The organism is Streptomyces sp. NPDC052114, from assembly GCF_040680155.1.
Taxonomy (GTDB): Bacteria; Actinomycetota; Actinomycetes; order Streptomycetales; family Streptomycetaceae; genus Streptomyces.
Map to the genome: position 1 here is coordinate 1 of NZ_JBFAWC010000032.1, position 18,559 is coordinate 18,559.

General features: G+C 73.0%; 20 protein-coding genes. 9 read left to right on the forward strand and 11 right to left on the reverse strand.

Annotated features, from left to right (window positions below; all coding sequences use genetic code 11):
• Nucleotides 1-100 precede the first annotated feature (100 nt).
• Complete coding sequence (locus AB0L89_RS39470; RefSeq protein WP_365152523.1) at nucleotides 101-1,126, reverse strand: BtrH N-terminal domain-containing protein; 1,026 nt, start codon at nucleotides 1,124-1,126, stop codon at nucleotides 101-103.
• On the reverse strand, nucleotides 1,123-1,929 hold the full coding sequence (locus AB0L89_RS39475; protein WP_365152525.1) for a MerR family transcriptional regulator: 807 nt from the start codon (nucleotides 1,927-1,929) through the stop codon (nucleotides 1,123-1,125). Before AB0L89_RS39475 ends, AB0L89_RS39470 begins: the two co-directional genes overlap by 4 nt.
• Nucleotides 1,930-2,110: 181 nt before the next feature.
• Here AB0L89_RS39475 and AB0L89_RS39480 point away from each other — a divergent pair, with 181 nt between their 5' ends.
• Nucleotides 2,111-2,728 carry a TOPRIM nucleotidyl transferase/hydrolase domain-containing protein gene (locus tag AB0L89_RS39480; RefSeq protein ID WP_365152527.1) on the forward strand — a complete coding sequence of 206 codons (618 nt, stop codon included), beginning with the start codon at nucleotides 2,111-2,113 and terminating at the stop codon, nucleotides 2,726-2,728.
• Nucleotides 2,729-2,805: 77 nt separating this feature from the next.
• Here the strand turns inward: AB0L89_RS39480 and AB0L89_RS39485 are convergent, their stop codons facing one another.
• From AB0L89_RS39485 to AB0L89_RS39495, 3 genes are all read right to left on the reverse strand, one after another.
• On the reverse strand, nucleotides 2,806-3,216 hold the full coding sequence (locus tag AB0L89_RS39485; RefSeq protein ID WP_365152621.1) for a cold shock domain-containing protein: 411 nt from the start codon (nucleotides 3,214-3,216) through the stop codon (nucleotides 2,806-2,808).
• A gap of 96 nt (nucleotides 3,217-3,312) precedes the next feature.
• A complete protein-coding gene (locus AB0L89_RS39490; protein WP_365152529.1) occupies nucleotides 3,313-3,915 on the reverse strand; it encodes a dihydrofolate reductase family protein in 603 nt (200 codons plus the stop codon).
• A 77-nt stretch (nucleotides 3,916-3,992) separates the two neighbouring features.
• Nucleotides 3,993-4,814, reverse strand: coding sequence for a metalloregulator ArsR/SmtB family transcription factor (locus AB0L89_RS39495; protein ID WP_365152531.1), 822 nt, complete (start codon nucleotides 4,812-4,814; stop codon nucleotides 3,993-3,995).
• 177 nt (nucleotides 4,815-4,991) lie between these two features.
• On the opposite strand from AB0L89_RS39495, the gene AB0L89_RS39500 reads away from it, so the two are divergent.
• A complete protein-coding gene (locus AB0L89_RS39500; protein WP_365152623.1) occupies nucleotides 4,992-5,441 on the forward strand; it encodes a nuclear transport factor 2 family protein in 450 nt (149 codons plus the stop codon).
• A gap of 16 nt (nucleotides 5,442-5,457) precedes the next feature.
• Here AB0L89_RS39500 and AB0L89_RS39505 read toward each other — a convergent pair whose 3' ends face one another.
• Nucleotides 5,458-7,116 (reverse strand): helix-turn-helix domain-containing protein, encoded by a 1,659-nt coding sequence (locus AB0L89_RS39505; protein WP_365152533.1) that lies wholly within the window; start codon nucleotides 7,114-7,116, stop codon nucleotides 5,458-5,460.
• A 203-nt stretch (nucleotides 7,117-7,319) separates the two neighbouring features.
• Here AB0L89_RS39505 and AB0L89_RS39510 point away from each other — a divergent pair, with 203 nt between their 5' ends.
• Nucleotides 7,320-8,558 (forward strand): alanine racemase, encoded by a 1,239-nt coding sequence (locus tag AB0L89_RS39510; RefSeq protein WP_365152535.1) that lies wholly within the window; start codon nucleotides 7,320-7,322, stop codon nucleotides 8,556-8,558.
• Here the strand turns inward: AB0L89_RS39510 and AB0L89_RS39515 are convergent.
• Nucleotides 8,479-8,967: a VOC family protein gene (locus tag AB0L89_RS39515; RefSeq protein ID WP_365152537.1), complete on the reverse strand. Its 489-nt coding sequence runs from the start codon at nucleotides 8,965-8,967 to the stop codon at nucleotides 8,479-8,481. The two genes, AB0L89_RS39510 and AB0L89_RS39515, sit on opposite strands and share 80 nt — an antisense overlap.
• Nucleotides 8,968-9,043: 76 nt before the next feature.
• The gene (locus tag AB0L89_RS39520; RefSeq protein ID WP_365152625.1) at nucleotides 9,044-9,826 is read right to left on the reverse strand and encodes a GNAT family N-acetyltransferase; all 783 of its coding nucleotides are present in this window, start codon (nucleotides 9,824-9,826) and stop codon (nucleotides 9,044-9,046) included.
• 341 nt (nucleotides 9,827-10,167) lie between these two features.
• Here AB0L89_RS39520 and AB0L89_RS39525 point away from each other — a divergent pair, with 341 nt between their 5' ends.
• A complete protein-coding gene (locus AB0L89_RS39525) occupies nucleotides 10,168-11,715 on the forward strand; it encodes an alpha/beta fold hydrolase (RefSeq protein WP_365152539.1) in 1,548 nt (515 codons plus the stop codon).
• 193 nt (nucleotides 11,716-11,908) lie between these two features.
• Nucleotides 11,909-12,187, forward strand: coding sequence for a WhiB family transcriptional regulator (locus AB0L89_RS39530; protein WP_365152627.1), 279 nt, complete (start codon nucleotides 11,909-11,911; stop codon nucleotides 12,185-12,187).
• 46 nt (nucleotides 12,188-12,233) lie between these two features.
• On the opposite strand, the gene AB0L89_RS39535 is transcribed toward AB0L89_RS39530, so the two are convergent.
• Nucleotides 12,234-13,175: a universal stress protein gene (locus AB0L89_RS39535; RefSeq protein ID WP_365152541.1), complete on the reverse strand. Its 942-nt coding sequence runs from the start codon at nucleotides 13,173-13,175 to the stop codon at nucleotides 12,234-12,236.
• Between the two features lie 362 nt (nucleotides 13,176-13,537).
• Between AB0L89_RS39535 and AB0L89_RS39540 the strand changes: the two genes are divergently transcribed.
• The 3 genes from AB0L89_RS39540 to AB0L89_RS39550 all read left to right on the forward strand — a co-directional run bounded on the left by AB0L89_RS39540 (nucleotide 13,538) and on the right by AB0L89_RS39550 (nucleotide 15,775).
• Nucleotides 13,538-14,677: an XRE family transcriptional regulator gene (locus tag AB0L89_RS39540; protein WP_365152543.1), complete on the forward strand. Its 1,140-nt coding sequence runs from the start codon at nucleotides 13,538-13,540 to the stop codon at nucleotides 14,675-14,677.
• Nucleotides 14,678-14,822: 145 nt separating this feature from the next.
• The gene (locus AB0L89_RS39545) at nucleotides 14,823-15,338 is read left to right on the forward strand and encodes a DUF6624 domain-containing protein (protein ID WP_365152545.1); all 516 of its coding nucleotides are present in this window, start codon (nucleotides 14,823-14,825) and stop codon (nucleotides 15,336-15,338) included.
• 233 nt (nucleotides 15,339-15,571) lie between these two features.
• Entirely contained in the window at nucleotides 15,572-15,775 is a 204-nt protein-coding gene (locus tag AB0L89_RS39550; RefSeq protein ID WP_365152629.1) for a hypothetical protein, read from the forward strand.
• Nucleotides 15,776-15,779: 4 nt separating this feature from the next.
• Here the strand turns inward: AB0L89_RS39550 and AB0L89_RS39555 are convergent, their stop codons facing one another.
• Complete coding sequence (locus tag AB0L89_RS39555; protein ID WP_365152631.1) at nucleotides 15,780-16,712, reverse strand: immunity 49 family protein; 933 nt, start codon at nucleotides 16,710-16,712, stop codon at nucleotides 15,780-15,782.
• A 286-nt stretch (nucleotides 16,713-16,998) separates the two neighbouring features.
• Complete coding sequence (locus AB0L89_RS39560) at nucleotides 16,999-17,535, reverse strand: GNAT family N-acetyltransferase (RefSeq protein ID WP_365152547.1); 537 nt, start codon at nucleotides 17,533-17,535, stop codon at nucleotides 16,999-17,001.
• A 192-nt stretch (nucleotides 17,536-17,727) separates the two neighbouring features.
• Between AB0L89_RS39560 and AB0L89_RS39565 the strand changes: the two genes are divergently transcribed.
• On the forward strand, nucleotides 17,728-18,555 hold the full coding sequence (locus AB0L89_RS39565) for a M55 family metallopeptidase (RefSeq protein WP_365152549.1): 828 nt from the start codon (nucleotides 17,728-17,730) through the stop codon (nucleotides 18,553-18,555).
• Nucleotides 18,556-18,559 lie beyond the last annotated feature (4 nt).

Consider the following 18,559-nt stretch of genomic DNA (forward strand, 5'->3'; position numbering starts at 1 on the left):
ACCACCGACAAAGACACCCAGCACCTCAAGCTCACCGAACACCAGACCTACCCCAACGGCCTCCAGAAGCAGATCTTCGACGTCATCCACTGAGCTGACGTCATCCACGGGGCCGACGGGTGATCGCGCCCGGGAACTCGTCGCCCAAGCGCCTCAGCGTCCGCATGGCCTCGCGCTCGATGCGCGCCAGGTCGGACAGGACCGTGCCCGCCTGCGTGAGCCACTGCGCATCGCCCGACTCACCGGCCCTGGCGATCAGCGCCGAGGTCTCCGTCCAGAGAGCGGCGGCCTCGGCGTACAGCCCGTGTCCGGTGCGCAGGTGGTCGCTGTCGATCGACTCGACGCATTCCGCGAGGAAATCGCGGTAGAGATTGCGGAACAGGGCCCCGCCGGTGCCCGCCTTCTCCATGAGGAGGGCCGCCCGGGGCAGGTCCCGTGACGGGGCGCCGGCACGCTGGAGCCAGGTGGGCGCCAGTTTGCCGGCCTTCTCGATCCCACGATGGCCCAGGTTGGCGATGGGCGGGTGGAGGAAGGCGTCGGCGCAGGCGGTGACGGCGGGCACGATCCGGTCCCGTGGGCAGGGCGCGTTCTTCGGCACGGTGAGGGTGAAGGAACGGTTCTTGGCGGCCATCGGGCCCCGTTCGGCTCGCGCACGGGTGAGGGCGGCCAGACTCGTCGTCACCGCGCCGCCCTGCTGGTCGGTGTCCACCAGCTGGGCGTCGTGGTCGTCGTAGCCGTACATGGCGACGACATGACCGCCGAAGTGCACCTTCGACCCGAAGTACTCCAGGTGGTAGCTGTCGAGCTGGAGCCCCACAGGGCGCCCCGCGCCGATGGGCGCCACCACGTTCTCCCACGCCCTGCGGGCAGAGGCCGTCTCCTGGACGAGGAGCTCGAGACCGAGGTTGGCGGCGAGATTCCGCGTCAGCTCGAAGGGCTTGACGCGGCCCCCGAGGAAGGGGAAGTCCATGTTCTTGCTGTCCCAGTAGACGAAGGACAGGGCGGATCCGAGGCCGAAGAGCATGGGCTCGGACAGGTCGAGTCCTTCGTGGCGCAGCAGCACGCCCACGGCCGTCGTCTCGCAGTGCAGCGCGCCACGGGCATCGATGTTCTTCACTGTGGTCATGCCGCACGCTCCTCGACGGGGATGATCAGCCGGGTCACGAGGCCTTGCTGCGGTGCCTCCGTCGGTCCGACGAGATAGACCTCGCGCACGGGTGCTTTCGGGCGGAGCCCGCACTCGTGGAGGGCGGCGAAGAGCGCGTTGTAGGCCAGGGGCAGCTGGTCGTAGGGGCCGGCGTGCACGGTCTCGACGACGGCGCCGCCGGGCAGCGTCTCGGTCTCCACGCCGGGCGCGCCTGCGGACCCGGGCACCGCCGCGCCCACGGCGATCTCCATCCGGTCGTCCAGATCCAGCGGGTACAGCCCCCACAGCGGCGGCTCCCACGCGATGCCCGCCGCGCCGAGCGAGGCCGACAGCCGGCCGACGCACGCCCCGACCGTCTCCCCGATCCGCGCGGGGGCGCAGTCGGCGCGGACCACGGCCAGTCGTCGCTCCGGTTCACGGCCCGCCGTCACCTCGTAGCCGGGCAGGCCGCTGTCCGCGAGCCGCTCCAGCATTCCCAGCCGTGCCTGGTCCCTGCTGATCCGCTCGGCCAGCCGGTCCCGCTCGGCGCGCAGGATCCGTGCCCTGGTCCCGGGCGCGGCCGCCAGCATGCGGGCGATCACCGCCAGGGGCAGGTCCATGTCGCGCAGGAGGGCGATGGTCAGGGCGTCGCGGGCCTGGTCGGCCGCGTAGTACCGGTAGCCGGAGGCGGCGTCCACGTGGGCCGGGGCCAGGAGCCCCACCTCGTCGTAGTGCCGCAGCTGCTTGACGCTGAGCCGGCACAGGCGGGCGAAGCGGCCGATGGGGAGAAGTTCGTCGCGCACGCCTTCATGGTGGACTCTCCCACGGTGGGAGAGTCCACCGCCGAGGCCGTTGATCGCGTTCTTCCCGTGTTCCCGCGTCGCTCTGCCCTTGATCCTGGCTCTCTCCTCGGTCGCTTCCTCGGTTCTCTCCTTGATCGAAAAATCGCTACCGCTCCGGCCGGAGAGGGCGCAGACTCGCCTCATGGCTGACATGGGGGCGTTCCGGGACGCGGTCACGGCGTGGGCGGCCGGTGGCCCCGGCGACCCCGCGCGCGAACTGGCCACGCGGCTGTCCGTCCGGGCGGTCGTCCTGCTCGAAGGTCCGAGCGACGCCGCCGCGGTCAACGCGCTTGCCGCGCGCCGCGACCGGGATCTGGCGGCCGAGGACGTGTGCGTCCTGCCGATGGGCGGCGCGATGAGCATCGCGCGGTTCGCCCAGTTGCTCGGGCCGCCCGGCCTGGGGCTCCGTCTGACGGGCCTGTGCGACGAGGCCGAACTCGGCTTCTACGAACGCGGCCTGGAGCGCGCCGACGCACCGCGGCACGGCATCTACGTCTGCGCGGCGGACCTGGAGGACGAGCTGATCCGCGCGCTCGGCGTGACACGGGTGGCGGAACTCGTCGAGGAGGAGGGCGACTTGCGCGCCCTGCAGACCTTCCGCCGTCAGCCCGCCCAGCAGGGCCGCAGCTCGCATCAGCAGCTGCGGCGTTTCCTGGGGACGAAGAAGGGGCGCAAGATCCGTTACGGTCACGTCCTCGTCGAGGCGCTCGCCCCCGATCGCGTACCCACGCCTCTGGACGACCTGCTGGCCAGTCTTTGACCGGCGGCAGCCGGTGGCGGTCCCTGACCGCCACCGGTCGGGACACCCGCCGGTCGGGACACCCGCTGGCTAGCGGGTCAGCCTTCGATCCACCCGTGCCGCTTCGCGCCCTGCGCGAGGGTCGCCCGGACGTTCAGAATCTGCTCGCCGGTGAGCGACGGCACCGACTGCAGCAGCGCCTCGGTCACCTCCCGGAGGTACTCCTCCGCGCTCAGCACGTCGCACATCACGTCGCCGTCCGGCAACGGTCTCGGCGGCACGGACGCCAGCGGCAGCACCGCCGGCCCCTTCCCACCACCCCCCAGAGGCAGCTGGACGGACGACGCCTTGGGGCCGCGGTCCCCCTCCTCGATCTCGAACTCCACGGACAGACCGGGACGCACCTGCTCCTCGGGGAACAACATGTCGTTCACGTGCAGGAACACGTCCTCGCCACCGCTCTCCGGAGCGATGAACCCGTAACCCCGCGCGCTGTCGAACCGCACCACTCGACCGACGACCGTCACAACAACCCCCAACCCGGAACGGGCCCCTTGCCCGTCCGTAAACCTCGGGAGATCTTAGCTCCGCGCCGGGTCCCCCGCTCAGCGGACCCGGTCGTAGACGAGGGACAACGTGCCGTGTTCACCGGCCGACTGGGACGTCAGTGTCCACTGCCCCTCGGGCAGGCCGTCCTCGAAGAGACGCGGGCCGCCGCCGAGGAACACCGGGAAGATCACGAGCGCGAGACGGTCCACCTGATCCGCCGCCAGCAGGTCCTTGATGACGCTCGCGCTGGAGAGCACGAGGATGTCGCCTCCCTCGGTCGCCCGGAGATCGGCGACCACGTCGGCGGTCGGCCCGTCGACGATCGCCGTCCGCTCCCACGGCGCCTTGTCGAGGGTGGAGGACAGCACCACCTTGTCGGTGTCGACGAGCCATCGCGCGAAGGCCTCGTCGCGCGGATCGGCACCCTCCATGCCGATGACGGTGGGCCAGAAGCCGAGGAACCCCTCCGCGTTGACCCGGCCGAGGAGGGCCGTCGTCGCCGACTCCCACAGGCCGGTCAGGTGGTCGCGTGCGACGTCGGTGACCGCGTACGGCATCACCCAGCCCATGTCGAGCGGGTCGCCGAGCCGTGCGTAGTGGCCGTCGAGGGAGAGGCACATGTTGGTGACGACCCTGCGGCCGCCGGTCTGCTCGGTCATTTCGTGCTCCCTGTGTCGGTGATGTGCGGGTGGGTGATGTCGGTGCGCCGGTCTCGGCCGTCCTTGCTCTACGACGGCTACGACGACTCCGCCGCGAGCGTCGCCGCCAGCTTGTCGAGGCTCTGGCCGAAGCCGATCTCGATGCCCGCGACGAAGTCCGCGGAGTCGACCGCGCTGTCGGCGATCCGGAAGTCGACGTCGAGGTCCGTGCCGGTGTCGGTGGGCCGGAGCACCAGGGCCACGTGGGCGGTGAAGGCCGCTCTGCCGTCCGGGAGTTGCGGGGAGTTGCGGTAGGCGAGGCGTTCGCCGGGGCGTACGTCCACGACGACGCCCTCCGCGCGACCGACGACCGGGTCCGAGCCGTCGACGTCCTCGGCGTCGCGGTACTCGTGGACGATCCGCCCGCCCGGGTGCGCCTCGAAGACCAGCTCGGAGACGCGCAGGTCGTCGGGCGTCCACCAGCGGGCGAGCAGCGACGTGTCGGTCAGGTGGCGCCAGACCGCATCGGGCCGCGCCGCCAGCGAGCGGACGAACGTGAAGGCGCGTCCGTCGGCCCAGCCCGACTCCCGTGCGGCGAGCCGCTCCGCGTCGACGCTCTGCCCGTAACGGTCGTACGTCTCGCGCGGGCCCCCGGCCTGTTCCACGGTGTCGGCGAGTGCGACGAGTGCCGCCGCGAGGTCGCGCAGCGGTTGGGACCGGAGCGCGTAGACACGGCGCTGGCCGGTGCGCCGCGAGGTGACGACCCCCGCGCGCTCGAGGGTCTGCAGGTGCTTGGTCGTCTGCGGCTGGCGTGCCTCGGCGAGCTGGGCGAGGACACCGACCGAGCGGGGCCGCTCGGCCAGCAGGCTCACCAGCCGCCAGCGCGCCGGATCGGCCAGTGCGGAGAGGAGTGCGTCCATGGATCCCATTATTCTCATCGACGCATATTCGTGTCAAGGAATATTTCGCGGTCGCACCACCATTACCTGCGACGTCATCGCCATGTGCCGCCGCGGCCGTCAAGAATGGCGATCTCCGCGTCAAGGGACGCGAGTTCGCAGGGGAGGAACCAGCTCATGACGTCACCCGCCTTCACCATGGCATCGACTCCCACGTCCGGATCCGCGGTCGCCGGCACCCGTGCCGTGATCGAGGAACTGCTGCGTCGCATCGGCGAGGGCGACCCCGACCGCATCGCCGAGCTCTACGCGGAGGGCGCCGACTGGAAGCTCGACTGGCCGGAGGCCGAGCACGGCCGCGCCTCCACCCCGTGGATCCGCCACCGCTCCACCCGCGCCGACGCAGCCGCCCACTACCGCGAGCTCGCCGAGCACCACGTGGCCGGGGAGGCGGCCACGCAGATCGAGCGCGTACTCGTCGACGGGGACGACGCGGTCGTGCTCGGCGAGATCCGCCAGACCGCCCGGCTCACCGGACGCGCCTACCGCGCGCGCTTCGCCATGCACCTCACGGTCGAGAACGGCCTGGTCACGCGGCACCACGTCTACGAGGACAGCCTCGCGGTGGCCCAGGCGTTCGAGGAGTGACGACGGGCGCAGGGGACTACGGCCGCCCCAGCCTCAGCTCCAGCATCGCCGCGAAGCGTTCGTCGGAATCCGACAGGTCCAGCCCGGCGACGTCCACCGCCCGGCGCAGGCGATAGCGGAAGGTGTTGGGGTGGACGCCCATGGCCGCCGCCGCGTTCAGGGTGTTGCCCAGCTGGTCGAGCCAGTGCGCCACGGTCTCCGTGAGCGCCGTCCCGTGGTCCCGGTCGTGGTGGCGCAGCCGGACCACGGGGCTGGCCAACAGTCCGCCCTCGTCGCGCAGCCGGTCGCCGGTGTCCAGGAGCAGCGCGTCGACCTGGACATCGGCGAACAGCGCGGCGCCGCCGTCCTCTTCGCGGCCCGGGGCGCGGTGCCGCAGGACACGCAGGGCCCGGTCCGCGTCGCGGCGCGAGCGGGCGAGGCCGGCCGGATCGGACGCGTCGACCGCCCGGCCGATGCCGATGGACACGCCCTCGGGCCGCGACCGTGCCCGGTCGAGGAAGTCGTCGGCCACGCGCCGTGCCAGGGCGGCGGCGTCCTCCGGGGCCTTGCGCACCGACCCGGGAATGAGCGCGCAGCACGCGTCGCCGACGAGCGCGGCCACCGCGCCGGGTGCCGCGACGGAGAGGTGGAAGGCGAACGCGTCGGCCGTGCGCTCCAGTGCCTGTGACGGGCCGCCGGCGCCTGCCGTCCCGTCCGCCGGGCCCTCGTCAGCGCCCGGCAGGGACAGCCCCACCACGGCCACGGCCACCGTCCGGCCCGCGAGCCGCAGCCGTTCGACCGCGCCCTGGGCCGACGGGGTGCCGCCCAGGGCGGTCGCGACGAGGTCGGCCCGCACCTGCCGGTCGACGTCGACACCGATGCGCCGCCGCAACAGGTGCAGCGCGACGACCTTCGCGGCGTCGACGAGTACGCGCTCCTTCTCCTCGCTCAGCGGCTCGGAGACCGCCGCCCAGATCGAGCCGAGCACCTGGTCGCCCGCACGGATGGCCATCGCCACCCGGGGCAGGCCCGGCGCTCCTTCGATCTGCGGTGTGTCGATGAAGAGGGGTTTCTCGCTGGCGTAGAGCCGTTTGAAGACGCCCGCGCGCTCCTGTGCGCGGCGGGCGTACGCAGGTACGCCACGGCCGAGGATCGTCTCGACCCGCGTCCGGTCGGTGTCGCTCTGGCGGTCGGAGAACGCCAGGATCTGTGAGTCGCGGTCCTCGATGGTGATCGGCGCGTCCAGGAGCGCCCCGATCGCGTTGGCCAGCGCGAACGAGTCCTCCGTGGGGATACCGGCGGACAGCTCCTCCCCGCCGGGGCCGGAGGAGAGCAGCGTGCGGAGCAGGACGACCAGTTGCGCCCACGTCGCTCCGGCGGTCAGGCCGAGCACGACCACGCCGCTGTGTTCGACGCGGGTGCGCAGCTCCGGCCCCACGTCCAGTGGCGCGCGGACCACGAGGGCGGGCGCCCCGCAGCCGGCCGCGCGGGCGAGCAGCGCGGGGACGTCGTCGACACCGGCGGTGGTGCACAGCAGCAGGGCGCCCGGTCGGCCGGGCGCCTGCTCGCGCGGGTCGTCGATGACGACGTCAGTGATGGCGGCCGCCGGGTCGACCGTACCGGCGAGCACCTCCAGCAGGGTGCCGGCGAACCGGCTCACGACGGTGTCGAGTCTGGCTCCGGGGCTGGTCGTCATGGGCACCGTCCACTCGTCGTAGCTGCTCGGCACTCTACGCCGGTTCGTGAATCCGCACCGAATCCCACCTCTTGATCGGTCAATCCGCACCATGCCCTGCTCGCACTCGCGCACCACACTGAGGTGCGGCGCCGCCCGCATGGCGGCGGCAGGCCGCGGCACAGCGCCGCATCCCAGCCCGAAACACCCAAGGAGCACCAGCCGTGGCCCCCGCCACCTACCCCCACCTGCGCCTCGACGCCGACGCCCTCGACCGCAACATCCGCGCCATGGCCGGCTGGTGCGAGGACCACGACGTGGCCCTCGCTCCGCACGTCAAGACGACGATGTCCGCCCCCGTCGTCGCGCGTCAGCTGGCCGCGGGGGCCGTCGGCGTCACCGTGGCCACGGTCGACCAGGCCGCGACCGTGCTCGGCTGGGGGCACGGGAGCGTCCTCATCGCGAACGAGGTGGTCGACCCGTACGGACTGGCACGGCTGCGCACGTTGCTCGCCGAGGGCCCCGGGAATCGGCAGGTGAGGTGTTTCATCGATTCCGCGGCGGGCGTCGTCGCGGCACATCACGTCTTCGATGGCGGTTCGCACGGTCCCGTGCTGGAGGTGCTGCTGGACGTCGGGACGCCCGGGGGTCGCACCGGTGTGCGGGACGTCCGGCAGGCCCGCCGCCTCGCGGAGCTGGTCCGTGCGGCTCCGGGGCTGCGGCTGGTGGGAGTCGCCGGGTACGAAGGGGTCGCGCCGAACACCCGGGACGCCGGGACGATCGCGGCGGTGGACGCGCACTGCGGGCGCGTGCGCGACATCTACCTCGACGTCGCCGAGTTCTTCGAGACCGACCGCCCCGTGTTCTCGATGGGCGGGTCGGCCTTCCCCGACCGTGTCGTGGCCCACCTCCCCACGGAGGCCGACGTGCCGGGCACGGTCCGCCTGCTCCGGTCCGGCTGCTACGTCACGCACGATCACGGCGTCTACGCCCGCGTCAGCCCGATCCCCGGCCTCGTCCCGGCGCTGACGGTGCGCGCGGTCGTCGTGTCCGTACCCGGGGACGGCACCGCCGTCGTCGGCGCGGGCAAGCGCGACCTGCCGTACGACGCGGAGGCTCCGGTGCTCGTGTCCTCCGCCACCGCGGACGGGCGGCGCAAGCCCGTCGGCACGGCGACCGTGCGCGCGCTGTACGACCACCATGCCGTGCTGGCCGACGCCGGACACCTGGCCGTGACGGACGTCGTGGAGTTCGGGCTCTCCCACCCGTGCTCCGCGTTCGACCGGTGGCCCGCCTACCTGGTCACCGACGGCGGCGGCGAGGTGATCGACGTCTGGCGCACCGACTTCTCGCGTCCGTCGATCCTGGACGCGGCTCCTCCGGCTACGGTCGCGGCTCCTCGGGGGCTGGACGCGGTCCCTTCGGCGGACGGCAGCCGATCTGCTCCGCCAGCGCGACGATGATGCCCGCGGGGCCCCGGACATAACAGAGCCGGAAGATCTCCTCGAACCGGGCGATCTCCCCGACGAGTTCGGCACCGTGGGCACGCAGCCGGGCCACGGTGTCGTCGATGTCGTCGACGGCGAACATGATGCGGCGCAGGCCCAGCGTGTTCGCCGGTGCGACCTTCGGGTCGGTGTCGATGACCGGCGGCGTGTGGAACTTCGTCAGTTCGAGTTTGCTGTGGCCGTCCGGGGTCCGCACCATGGCGAACTCGACCCGTACGCCGTCGAGCCCGACGACACGGTCCACCCAGGCGCCCTCGGCCGGACCTCTGCCCTCCAGCTCCATGCCGAGTTCGAGGAAGAACGCGACGGCCGCGTCGAGGTCGTCGACGACGACGCCGACGTGGTCCATCCGCTGAATCGTCATGCTGGGTCTCCTTGCTCCGGCGCCACGGGTCGGTCCGGTGCCATCGCCGGGAGCGGCGGCACGGCCCGGTGCGGTGTCATGGCGCGATGGCGTGTTCGGTGAACCGGCCGCAGGTGCGGAACCCGAGGCGGCGGTAGACCGGCTCGCCGTCCGCCGACGCCTGGAGGACCGCGATGCGCGAGCCCCGGTCGCGGGCCGCGCCGAGCGCGGCGCGTGTGACGGCGCCGCCGTGGCCGCGGCGGCGGTGGGCGGCCAACGTGCAGATGTTGTAGATCCCCGCGACGCCCGCGTACATGAAGACCTCGGCCGAGCAGACCGGGCGGCCTGCCTCGTAGCCGACCAGGTAGCGGGCCGGGCAGTCGGCGGCCAGTGCCTGCGGTGCGGCCCGGTCGAAGAAGCGGCGGACGGTGTCGGCGGGCGGGTCCCAGTTGGCGGCCAGGACCATGGCGTAGTCGGCGAGCTGCTCGGGTGTGGTCACCGGGCGAATGTCCAGGGCGACGGCATCGGATGCGCTCGTCGGGACCGGCCGGAGCGGGGTCTCCGTCAGATCGGCCCACATGGCCGCCTCGTGCTCGGACTCCGGCAGGCCCGTGGCCGACAGACGTGCGCTCAGATCCGTCGGAGTGGAGGCGGGACCCACCCACCACGAGAAGGGGCGGCCGGTGGCGGCCAGCGTGCGGACCGTCTCCATGATCCGCGCCGGGGCGGTGCCGGGCGTGAAGCGCGCCGTGGCGACGATGTTGAAGGTGTCGTCGTCGAGGCCGCTGTCGGCGACGAGGAGGTCGTCGGTCGCCGTGACGGTCGCGCCCTTCATCTGCCGGTGGAGGTGGCAGGCGTGTTCGGCGAGGTTCCGCTCCATCGCGACCAGCAGGGCGCGCTCGTCCGTCGCCGATTCCTTCATGGGCTCCATGCCGAGCCATCCCATCACGGCCGCCTGCCCGGCGGCTGCCGCTTTCCGTGGCGAGCGGTTCCACGTGTTTCCGTGGGGAGCGGTTCCATGTGCTTCCGGGGCGAGCGGTTCCATGTGTTTCCGTGGCGAGCTGTCCTACGTGTTCCCGGGGCGAGCGGCTTCTCGTGGCGGGGCCCTGCTTCGACCCCGGCCGGTGCCGAGCCGCGTACCAGCCATTCGGCTGATGCCGGGGCGCGTTCTCCGCTCATCGGCTGACGGTATGCGCGGTGGCGGCTTGTGACGCTGGGGCCATGCACAGGAAGAACTTCGTCCTCGGGTCCGTCGTCGTCGCGCTCGGGGTCACCGGAATCGTCGCCTGTTCGCCGGGCCCCGGCGGCGAGAAGGCCGGCGCATCGGCGTCGGACCGCGCGGGGGCGGTACCGCAGCAGGTCTCTCCTACTCAACGGTCCGTGCGGTGGAAGCCCTGCCCGGAGTCGGAAGGCGGCCCCCGGGGCGTCGAGTGCGGCACGGTGAAGGTGCCGCTCGACTGGTCCGAGCCCGGCGGCGAGCAGATCGACATCGCCGTGGCGCGGCGCACCGCGCCGGAGGGGGCGCGGCGCGTCGGCTCCCTCATGTTCCTGCCGGGTGGGCCGGGCATGTCCGGGGTGGAGCAGGTACGGCAGCTGCCCGAGTGGGGCGGCGCGGAGAAGCGGTTCGACGTGGTGAGCTTCGACCCGCGCGGTGTCGGCGCGAGCAGGCCCGTGCGGTGTTCCGAGAAGAAGGCGATGGCGTCCGCCCTCGACAGCGCGCCCTCCGCCACCCGCGAGGAGTTCGAGCGTCGCACCGCGACCGCCAGGGATCTCGCGGACGACTGTGCCCGGCGCAACGGCGAGGTGCTGCGGCACGTCGACGCGGACAGCGTCACCCACGACATCGAGGCGATCCGCGTCGCGCTGGGCGAGAAGCAGTTGTCTCTGTACAGCCATTCCTACGGGACGGTGTACGCCCAGCGGTACGCGGCGGCGTACGGCGGGAACGTCCGTGCCGCCGTCCTGGACGGCGTGATGGACCAGTCCGTCGGCCGCCGGGAGTTCGGCGCCACCGCCGCCGCGTCCCTTGAGGACGCGTACGACCAGTTCGCGCGGTGGTGCGCGAAGGACGACGCCTGCGCGTTGAAGGACGACGGCGCCTGGAAGACGTACGAGCGGGTGGCGCGCAAGGCCGAGGACGGGAAGCTCCCGAAGAGCGACGTCACCGACGGCCCGATCACACGCGCCGAACTCGACGCGACCGTCGACGGCATGCTCCTCACCCCGTCCTGGCGCCCGCTCGCCGAGAACCTCAAGGCGCTCGACTCCGGCGAGAAGACCGACGACGTGCCCGCCGAGGTCCCGGCCGACGGCGCGTCCGGCGTGGTCCCCTTCGCGGACCTCGCCGTGTGCTCCGACTTCGCCCTCGGCACTCCGGACTTCGCCGCGCACCAGGACGACGTGCGGGCCGCGCGCGACAAGGCCCCGCGCTTCGGCTACTCCCCCAACGCCGTCAAGTACACCAATCTCTGCGCGGGTGCGGGTGACTCCGCGGGCACCGGTGGCGGGCGGACCGCATCCAGCACGGCAGAGACGCCCCTGCTCCTGATGGGCACCCGCCACGACAACGCCACTCCGATCGACTGGGCGCGTTCCGTGCGGGATCAGCTGGGCGACAAGGCGGCTCTGGTCGAGGTCGACGGCTGGGGCCACGCCGCGAAGATCTTCAACGCCGGCGCCGAGCAGGACACCGTCCTGAAGTACCTCGTCGACCTCCGGGTGCCCGAGGGGGACACGGTCGTCAAGGGCCGCACGCCGGACGACCTGTGACAGCGAAGGCTCCCGCTCCGGGCGGGACGGGCCGCAAGCCCCGCCCGGAGGGGACTTTCGTTCCTGGACGCCCACTTCGATCCTCACGAGGCTGAGGGAGCCGGACCCGATCATTCCGCCACCGGAGAGGGATCCCATGAAGCGCCACCCTCGTCCCAGCCGCCCTCGTCCCAGCCGCTCCGAACGGGCCGTCGTGCGCGGCGAGGCACACGACTGGCGCAGGCGTGCCCTGTGCGCGAGGGCGGATCCGGATCTCTTCTTTCCCGTGGGCACGTCGCATCCCGCCCAGGACCAGGCACGGTCGGCCAAGGACATCTGCGCCGCCTGCCCGGTGGCGCAGATCTGTCTGCGCTGGGCGATGGAGGCCGGTGTGCCCGAGGGCATCTGGGGCGGCCGCACCGCGCAGGAACGGCGGGGGCTCGCGCACGAGATGGCACGTCAGCGGAGCGACGGCGCGCTCCCGGAGGCGTGAGGGCCTGTCCTGCGTGTCCGCCTCGCCGCTCCGGGAGCCGTCGGGCTCAGCCCTGATCCGCCGCCTCGGTCGGTACCACCGCGACCGGGCAATGGGCGTGCAGCAGGACGGCGTTGGCGGCCGAGCCGACGAGCAGGGTGTCGGGGTTCAAGCGGCGGCGGTGGCGGCCGACGACGAGCAGGTCCGCCTCCTCCGAGGCGTCCACGAGACGGCCGGCCGCGTCGGCCGGAGCGACCACGTGGTCGACGGCCACGTCGGGGTGACGCTCGATACCGGGGCGCAGGCGGTCCCGCTGCTCGGCCAGCAGCCGCTGTTCCTGCGCGTCCCGCATGTCCTTCTGCACGGCGAAGCTCGCCACGTCCGCCATGCCGCCCGCGTACCCGCCCATGAGCGCCATGGTGGCCAGCGGATCGGGGTACGCGGTGACCACCTGGAGCCGTGCGCCGCGCCGTTCCGCCTCGGCGAACGCGAACTCGACGGTGTCGTCCCCGGTTTCCTCGGGCTCGAAGCCGAGCACCACCCTCCGCCACTCGCCGCGCACCCCGGCCCCGTCGCTGCGTGCCGCGTGCGGCACGACGACGACCGGACAGGCCGCCCGCGCGGCGCAGGCACGGCTGACCGACCCCAGCAGCAGGCTCGCGAAGCCGCCCCGGCCGCGTGAGCCCAGCACGAGCAGCCCGGCATGGGCGCTGAGCTCTACCAGCACGGACTTCGCGTGCCCCTCGGGCGAGGAGAACGTCACGGGCGGCAGGTCCGCACGGCCTTCCAGCAGCTCGCGCGCCCGCGCGAGCGCCGGGGGCCGGTCCCCGTCCGAGCGGGGCATGACGGGCGGGACCCCGGGGACCGGAAGGGCCTTCGCGGGCGCGTGCCCCACATGGACGACGGACAGTTCCGCGCCGCGCGAGCGGGCGGCGCCGAGCGCCCACTCCATCGCCCTGAAGCTGTCCTCGGAACCGTCGACGGCGGTGATGACCGGAAGGCTGTTCATGCTGCCATCCTGTGCCCTTCGTCCCTTTCGCGGCGGGGCCGACGGGGTCGGGCTGTGCCGAATGGGGCATGCGCCCCCGCCGCCCAGCCCTCACCTCGGGCACCACACGCACCGCACGCACCGCTCGCGCTGCCCGGACCACCCGCGTCACCCGCGCCCCCCCCAGACCACCCGCACCCGACATTCACCGCAGATCCCCGCACCCCCTGGTGCACATCGCGCACACCTGGCACGATGTGCCACGCCCAGCGAGTCCGTGGCTCCGCCGCGCCCCTGAGGCCTCTCCACCGCCCGGTCCGTGCGCCCGCACCCCATGGCCCGGGCCCGCACAACCTTCGTACGAGTAGAGGCAGTTGGACCCCATGGTGACCCCCGCCCGGATCACGCTCGCCCGCAGACGCCGGGCCCTGACACTGGCCGGCCTCTCCGCCCGGGTGAAGGTGTCCGTCCAGAGCCTGTCGAACTACGAGACCGGGCGCACCGCACCGCGCCCGGCCACGCTGACGCGGCTGGCCGAGGTCCTCGACTTCCCCGAGTCGTTCTTCCACGGGCCGCCGCTGCCGGAGGTACCGGCGGAGTCGGTCTCGTGGCGGGACTTCGACCGCACGCACGCGCGGGCCAGGGAGGCCGCCCGGGTCTCCGCGCTGCTGGGCGCGGAGGTGTACGACTGGATCGGCCGACGGTTCCGGCTCCCGCCCGTCGACCTCCCCCCGGCGGTCGGGGTGGATCCGCTGGTCGCGGCAGGGGAGCTGCGCGACGCCTGGGGGCTCGGGACCGGCCCGGTGCCGGACATGGTGCGACTGCTGGAGTCCCGTGGCGTGCGGGTCTTCGCGCTGGCGGCCGAGCATGCGCGCGTGGGGACGTTCTCCGTGTGGCATCGCGGGTTCCCGTATCTCTTCCTGAACACCGCGAAGGCCCCGGCCCACGCGCGTCTCGACGCCGCCCACGAATTGGGCCACCTGCTCCTGCACCGGGACGGCCGGCCGTGCACGGGCCCGCTCGCGGACAGGGACGCCGACGCCTTCGCCGCGGCCTTCCTCATGCCGGATGTCGACATGCCCGGCGCCGAGGCCGCCCCCGCGAGCACTGCGTGCGCGCAGGCACAGGAGCAGGCACTCCCACTCCCGCGCGGCCCTCGCCTCGCCGACGTCGTCGCGGCGGCGCGGACCTGGGGCGTACCGCCGGAGGCCGTGGCCACCCGCATGCTCGGCCTCGGCCTGCTCGACGACACCCACCACCGGCGACTCTGCCGCGAACTGGCCCTCCACGAGGCCCGGCCCGCCGCGCCGGGCGGCCGGTCGCCCCTGCCCTCGCCCGCACTCCCCGCCGCCCGCATCACCCACGCGCTGCGGGCGGCGGGCGTCCGGCCCGCCGCCGTCGCGGCCGAGGTCGGCATCTCCGTCAACGAACTGAACTGGTTACTCGGCATGATTCCCGCGCCGGGCCGCCAGCAGCCCGGAACAGCCGCCCCTCGGACGACCGAGCGCCGCCCTCACAGGTGAAGGCCGCGGGGCGTAGATCCATTCTCCAGGTCCACGGAGGCTCCTGTCACCGTTCTCAGGAATGATCTTGTGAGCCGTGCGCGCGCCTAGGGTTACAGACGCAGCAGGAGAGGCGTAACCGGCACATTTCGCGGAGGAGTTCACAGTGAAGAACGACATCGCAGGGCTCGCCGATGAGCTCAAGGACATGGCCGCGGCCGATCACCGGGCCGCGGTCCACGCGAACAGCGAGGAGCCCGCCGAGCAGTTGGCCTGGCGCCGGCTCACCGCGCGGCACGGCGACCGGCTCGACGAGATCATGACGGTCCACGGCTGGCCGACGGCGGAGCTGGTCGGCGAGGAAGCCGCGAGCGCGGCCTGGCTGATCGCCCAGCACGCGGACCGTCAGCTCGACGTGCAGCGGCGCGCGCTGCGGTTGATGGAGCAGGCCGTCGCCCAAGGGGCTTCAAGCGCGCGGGAGTTGGCGTTCCTGCGGGACCGCACACTGGTCAACGAAGGCCGCAAGCAGGTCTACGGCACGCAGATCGCGGGCGTACGGGACGGAGTGCCGCTGCCGTGGCCGTGCGCGGAGCCGCAGCGGATGGACGAGCTGCGGGCGGAGGTCGGCATCGAGCCCTTCGACGCGTACGTCGCCAAGTTCCCTCTGCCGCCCCGACGGTGATCCGTCCCCGGCGCCGCCCCGACGGTGGCAGGCTCCCTTTGCCGCCCCGACCGTGAAAGGTCATCGGCCCGTCGACTCCGCGCCGACGGGCGGACCACGGCGCGGGCATCATGGCTGTCATGCACTCACCGAGCGCCGAGTGGGTCTCCATCGCCGCCTACGAGAACCTGCCGGGACGCCCACCACCGATGGCGGCCGCCCGCGCGTGGCTGCGTGACCGCGGCATCGACTGGATGCCGTTCGGCCGGGACGAGGTCCGCTGGAGTCTGGCGTGCGGCATCGGCGCCGACGGTCACTGGCACGGCTGGTTCGACGTCCGCGTGGACGCCGAGGCGCTGCGCAGGCTCGGTCTCCACCCCGACCAGCCCACCGCGACCGTCAACGGCCCCTCGCCGCCCCGGTGCTGGCACGCCGCGGCGGAGCGCGACGCGCGCTAGGACCTCAGTTCTCGCGCCCGTCGGCCGCGCGCTCCAGCGCGTCGGGGGTGCCCAGCAGGTCGGGCGGCAGATAGCCGGACCTGACGCCCAGTTCCCAGCCGTGGACCTGGACCGCGAGGGCGGCCAGGGCGAGCGTGCCGATCGGCAGCAGACTTCGGGGTGCCGCGTCGGCGCCCGCGCTCTCCCGGTGGGCGACGAGCCGGGCCACGAGGGCCTCTTCGAAGGCCTGCCGATCGTCGTCGAGAAGTACGCGCAGCAGACGCTGATCCGGCGTCAGCGGGCCCGCGGCGTCCAGCGCCCCGGCGGCCGCGGCACGCTGTTCGGCGTCCGGCCTGCACAGCGGCACCTTGGGCCAGTGACGGGGCAGATGACCGCGCGCCTCGGTCAGGTAGCCGCACAGGGCGTCCATCTCCGCGAGATCGGCGGGCCGTGACACCGACTCCCGCTTCGAGTACGGGACGCCGTCGCGGATCTCGGACGCGTAATCCCCCCGCAGCAGCAGCCCCATGACGCGCTGCCACTCCCAGACCGCGCCGCTGACCACGCAGATCGCGAAGGTGTCGACCCACGTCCTGGCGGTGGGGGCCTGTTCCACCACGTGGTCCCCGAACGAGACGCTCTCGCTGCTCAGCACTTCGCCTATGACCGGGAAGGGGATCTCCTGGTCCCCGTCCGGGAAGCACCCGACGCTCAGCGCGCCGAGCGCGCACTCCGCCGCGGTCCGCAGGACCGAGCGTCCGGAGACGTCGAGGGCGGCGCCGCGCGCGGTCCGCGCGGCGACGTGGTCGAGGAGCTCGTCCTGCATCGCCCGGATCTTCGCCAGGGACAGGGCGTCGTAGCGCAGGGAGTGCCAGCGGCTGAACGCCCGCCCCGCGATGTCCTCCAGGGCGCGGTCGATGTGCCGCCGGTCCACCTCGTGGCGTGCCACGTCCCCCACGGCTTCCTGCACGGCTGTCGCCCTCCCCATGATCCATCCACCGGAAAGGGGCACGCTATCAGCGGCCGGGGGCCTCTTTGACCGTGGCGCCGACCGGTCGGGGCACGGCAGCGGAGTTGTCCGCCCGCCACGAGGGCGTACGGGTCTGTGCCGACAACCAGGAAGTGGCGGGCCGCTCGAAGGTGTTGATCGTTGCCGTAGGCCGCCAGGACCGGCACGAGCACCCGGGGAAGTGAAATCCCGCCCGACGTCGCCGTGAGCGCAACGCGGTTCGGCGAATGCGCGCTCACCCGGCGGACCGCACGCCCATCCACTGTGCGGCGCCCCATGCCTCGAACCGGTGCGCCTCGGTGAATCCCAGCTTCGCCGCGAGGCGCATCGAGCGGGCGTTGGCGGTCTGGGTGCACAGCACCACCGGCTCGCCGGGGCGCGCGTCGGCGTACCAGTCGAGCACCGCCGCGCACGCTTCCGCCGCGTACCCGTGTCCCCATGCCTCCGGCAGGAGCAGGTAGCCGAGTTCGACCTCCCCGGCGTCCGGGCGGGCGTGGCTCCGACGCTCGGCGTCGCGCCGGTTGAGTTCGATGGTGCCGATCATCTCTCCGTCGAGCTCGACCACGAAATGGCCGGGGCGCCTGCCGGGTATCTCGGGCAACGTGCGCTCGCACTCGGCGCGCGGTCGATGGCCGCCCAAGTAGGTGCCCACCTCCGGCGAGGCGAACAGGTCGACGAAGGCCGCGCGGTCCCGGGCCTCGGGCTCGCGGAGCACGAGCCGTTCCGTCTTGATGGGGGCAGGCGGCCAGGCGACGCACGGTAGTTCGGTCATGGCGTCGAACCTATCGTCGGCGGGCGCCCCGGTGTCGCCCCCGCGGAAATCGTCAGCGCCCCGGGCTGCCGTGGGCACCGAGGCGGCCTTCCTCACGCTCGCAGCGTCCGGGCTCAGCAGGGCGGGAGGGAAACGGGACCGTGCTCCTGGCGGCAGGCCACCCCGGCCCCCTGGTACGTAGACTCCCCCGGCATGAAGGTGTTGATCTCTGTCGACATGGAGGGCATCTCGGGAATCGCGCATTCCACCGAGACGAACCCTGACCGCTACGACTACGAGCGCGGCCGGGCATTGATGACCGCCGAGGCCAACGCGGTGATCGCCGGTGTCCTCGACGCCGAGCCCACGGCGGACGTCCGGGTCGCCGACGCGCACGGGCCCTTCCGCAACCTCCTGCCGGAGGAACTCGACCGGCGGGCCCGCCTGGTGCGCGGCAAGCCCCGCCCGCTGGGCATGCTCGGCGGGCTCGACGAGGACACCGACGCGGCGCTCTTCGTCGGCTACCACGCCCGCGCCGGTCAGGGCCCCGGCGTCCTCGCGCACACCATGAGCGACGCCATCCTCGACGTACGCGTGGCAGGGCGTTCCCTGGGCGAGATCGGCCTGAACGCCGCGATGGCCGGGCAACTGGGCGTACCCGTCGTGCTGCTGAGCGGCGACGACGCCGCCTGCGCCGAACTGGCCGAGCTGGTGCCCGACGCGGTCACCGCCGCGGTGAAGGAGGCGCTCGGGCAGACAGCCGCCCTGGCCCTGCATCCGGCCGAGGCGCGGGACCGCCTGCGCAGGGCGGCCGCCGACGCCATCACCCGTTACCGGCGGGTTCCCCCGCTGGTCCTCGCCGGTCCGCTCGACGTCGAGGTCGACCTCGCGGGCCCACACATGGTCGACCTCGCGACGCTCGTGCCGGGTGTCTCGCGTACCGAGGGCGGGCGCACGATCACCTTCACGACCGCCGACTTCACAGACGCGTACCGACTGCTCCTGCTGCTGGTGCAGTTGTCCTCCGTCCGGCCCTCCTGAGCGA

Excerpts from the sequence above, each read along its gene's own strand:
- AB0L89_RS39470 (WP_365152523.1), bottom strand. The coding sequence starts at position 1,126 with ATGACCACAGTGAAGAACATCGATGCCCGTGGCGCGCTGCACTGCGAG.
- AB0L89_RS39480 (WP_365152527.1), top strand. The coding sequence starts at position 2,111 with ATGGCTGACATGGGGGCGTTCCGGGACGCGGTCACGGCGTGGGCGGCC.
- AB0L89_RS39490 (WP_365152529.1), bottom strand. The coding sequence starts at position 3,915 with ATGACCGAGCAGACCGGCGGCCGCAGGGTCGTCACCAACATGTGCCTC.
- AB0L89_RS39495 (WP_365152531.1), bottom strand. The coding sequence starts at position 4,814 with ATGGACGCACTCCTCTCCGCACTGGCCGATCCGGCGCGCTGGCGGCTG.
- AB0L89_RS39500 (WP_365152623.1), top strand. The coding sequence starts at position 4,992 with ATGGCATCGACTCCCACGTCCGGATCCGCGGTCGCCGGCACCCGTGCC.
- AB0L89_RS39505 (WP_365152533.1), bottom strand. The coding sequence starts at position 7,116 with ATGACGACCAGCCCCGGAGCCAGACTCGACACCGTCGTGAGCCGGTTC.
- AB0L89_RS39515 (WP_365152537.1), bottom strand. The coding sequence starts at position 8,967 with ATGACGATTCAGCGGATGGACCACGTCGGCGTCGTCGTCGACGACCTC.
- AB0L89_RS39520 (WP_365152625.1), bottom strand. The coding sequence starts at position 9,826 with ATGGAGCGGAACCTCGCCGAACACGCCTGCCACCTCCACCGGCAGATG.
- AB0L89_RS39525 (WP_365152539.1), top strand. The coding sequence starts at position 10,168 with ATGCACAGGAAGAACTTCGTCCTCGGGTCCGTCGTCGTCGCGCTCGGG.
- AB0L89_RS39535 (WP_365152541.1), bottom strand. The coding sequence starts at position 13,175 with ATGAACAGCCTTCCGGTCATCACCGCCGTCGACGGTTCCGAGGACAGC.
- AB0L89_RS39540 (WP_365152543.1), top strand. The coding sequence starts at position 13,538 with ATGGTGACCCCCGCCCGGATCACGCTCGCCCGCAGACGCCGGGCCCTG.
- AB0L89_RS39550 (WP_365152629.1), top strand. The coding sequence starts at position 15,572 with ATGCCGTTCGGCCGGGACGAGGTCCGCTGGAGTCTGGCGTGCGGCATC.
- AB0L89_RS39560 (WP_365152547.1), bottom strand. The coding sequence starts at position 17,535 with ATGACCGAACTACCGTGCGTCGCCTGGCCGCCTGCCCCCATCAAGACG.
- AB0L89_RS39565 (WP_365152549.1), top strand. The coding sequence starts at position 17,728 with ATGAAGGTGTTGATCTCTGTCGACATGGAGGGCATCTCGGGAATCGCG.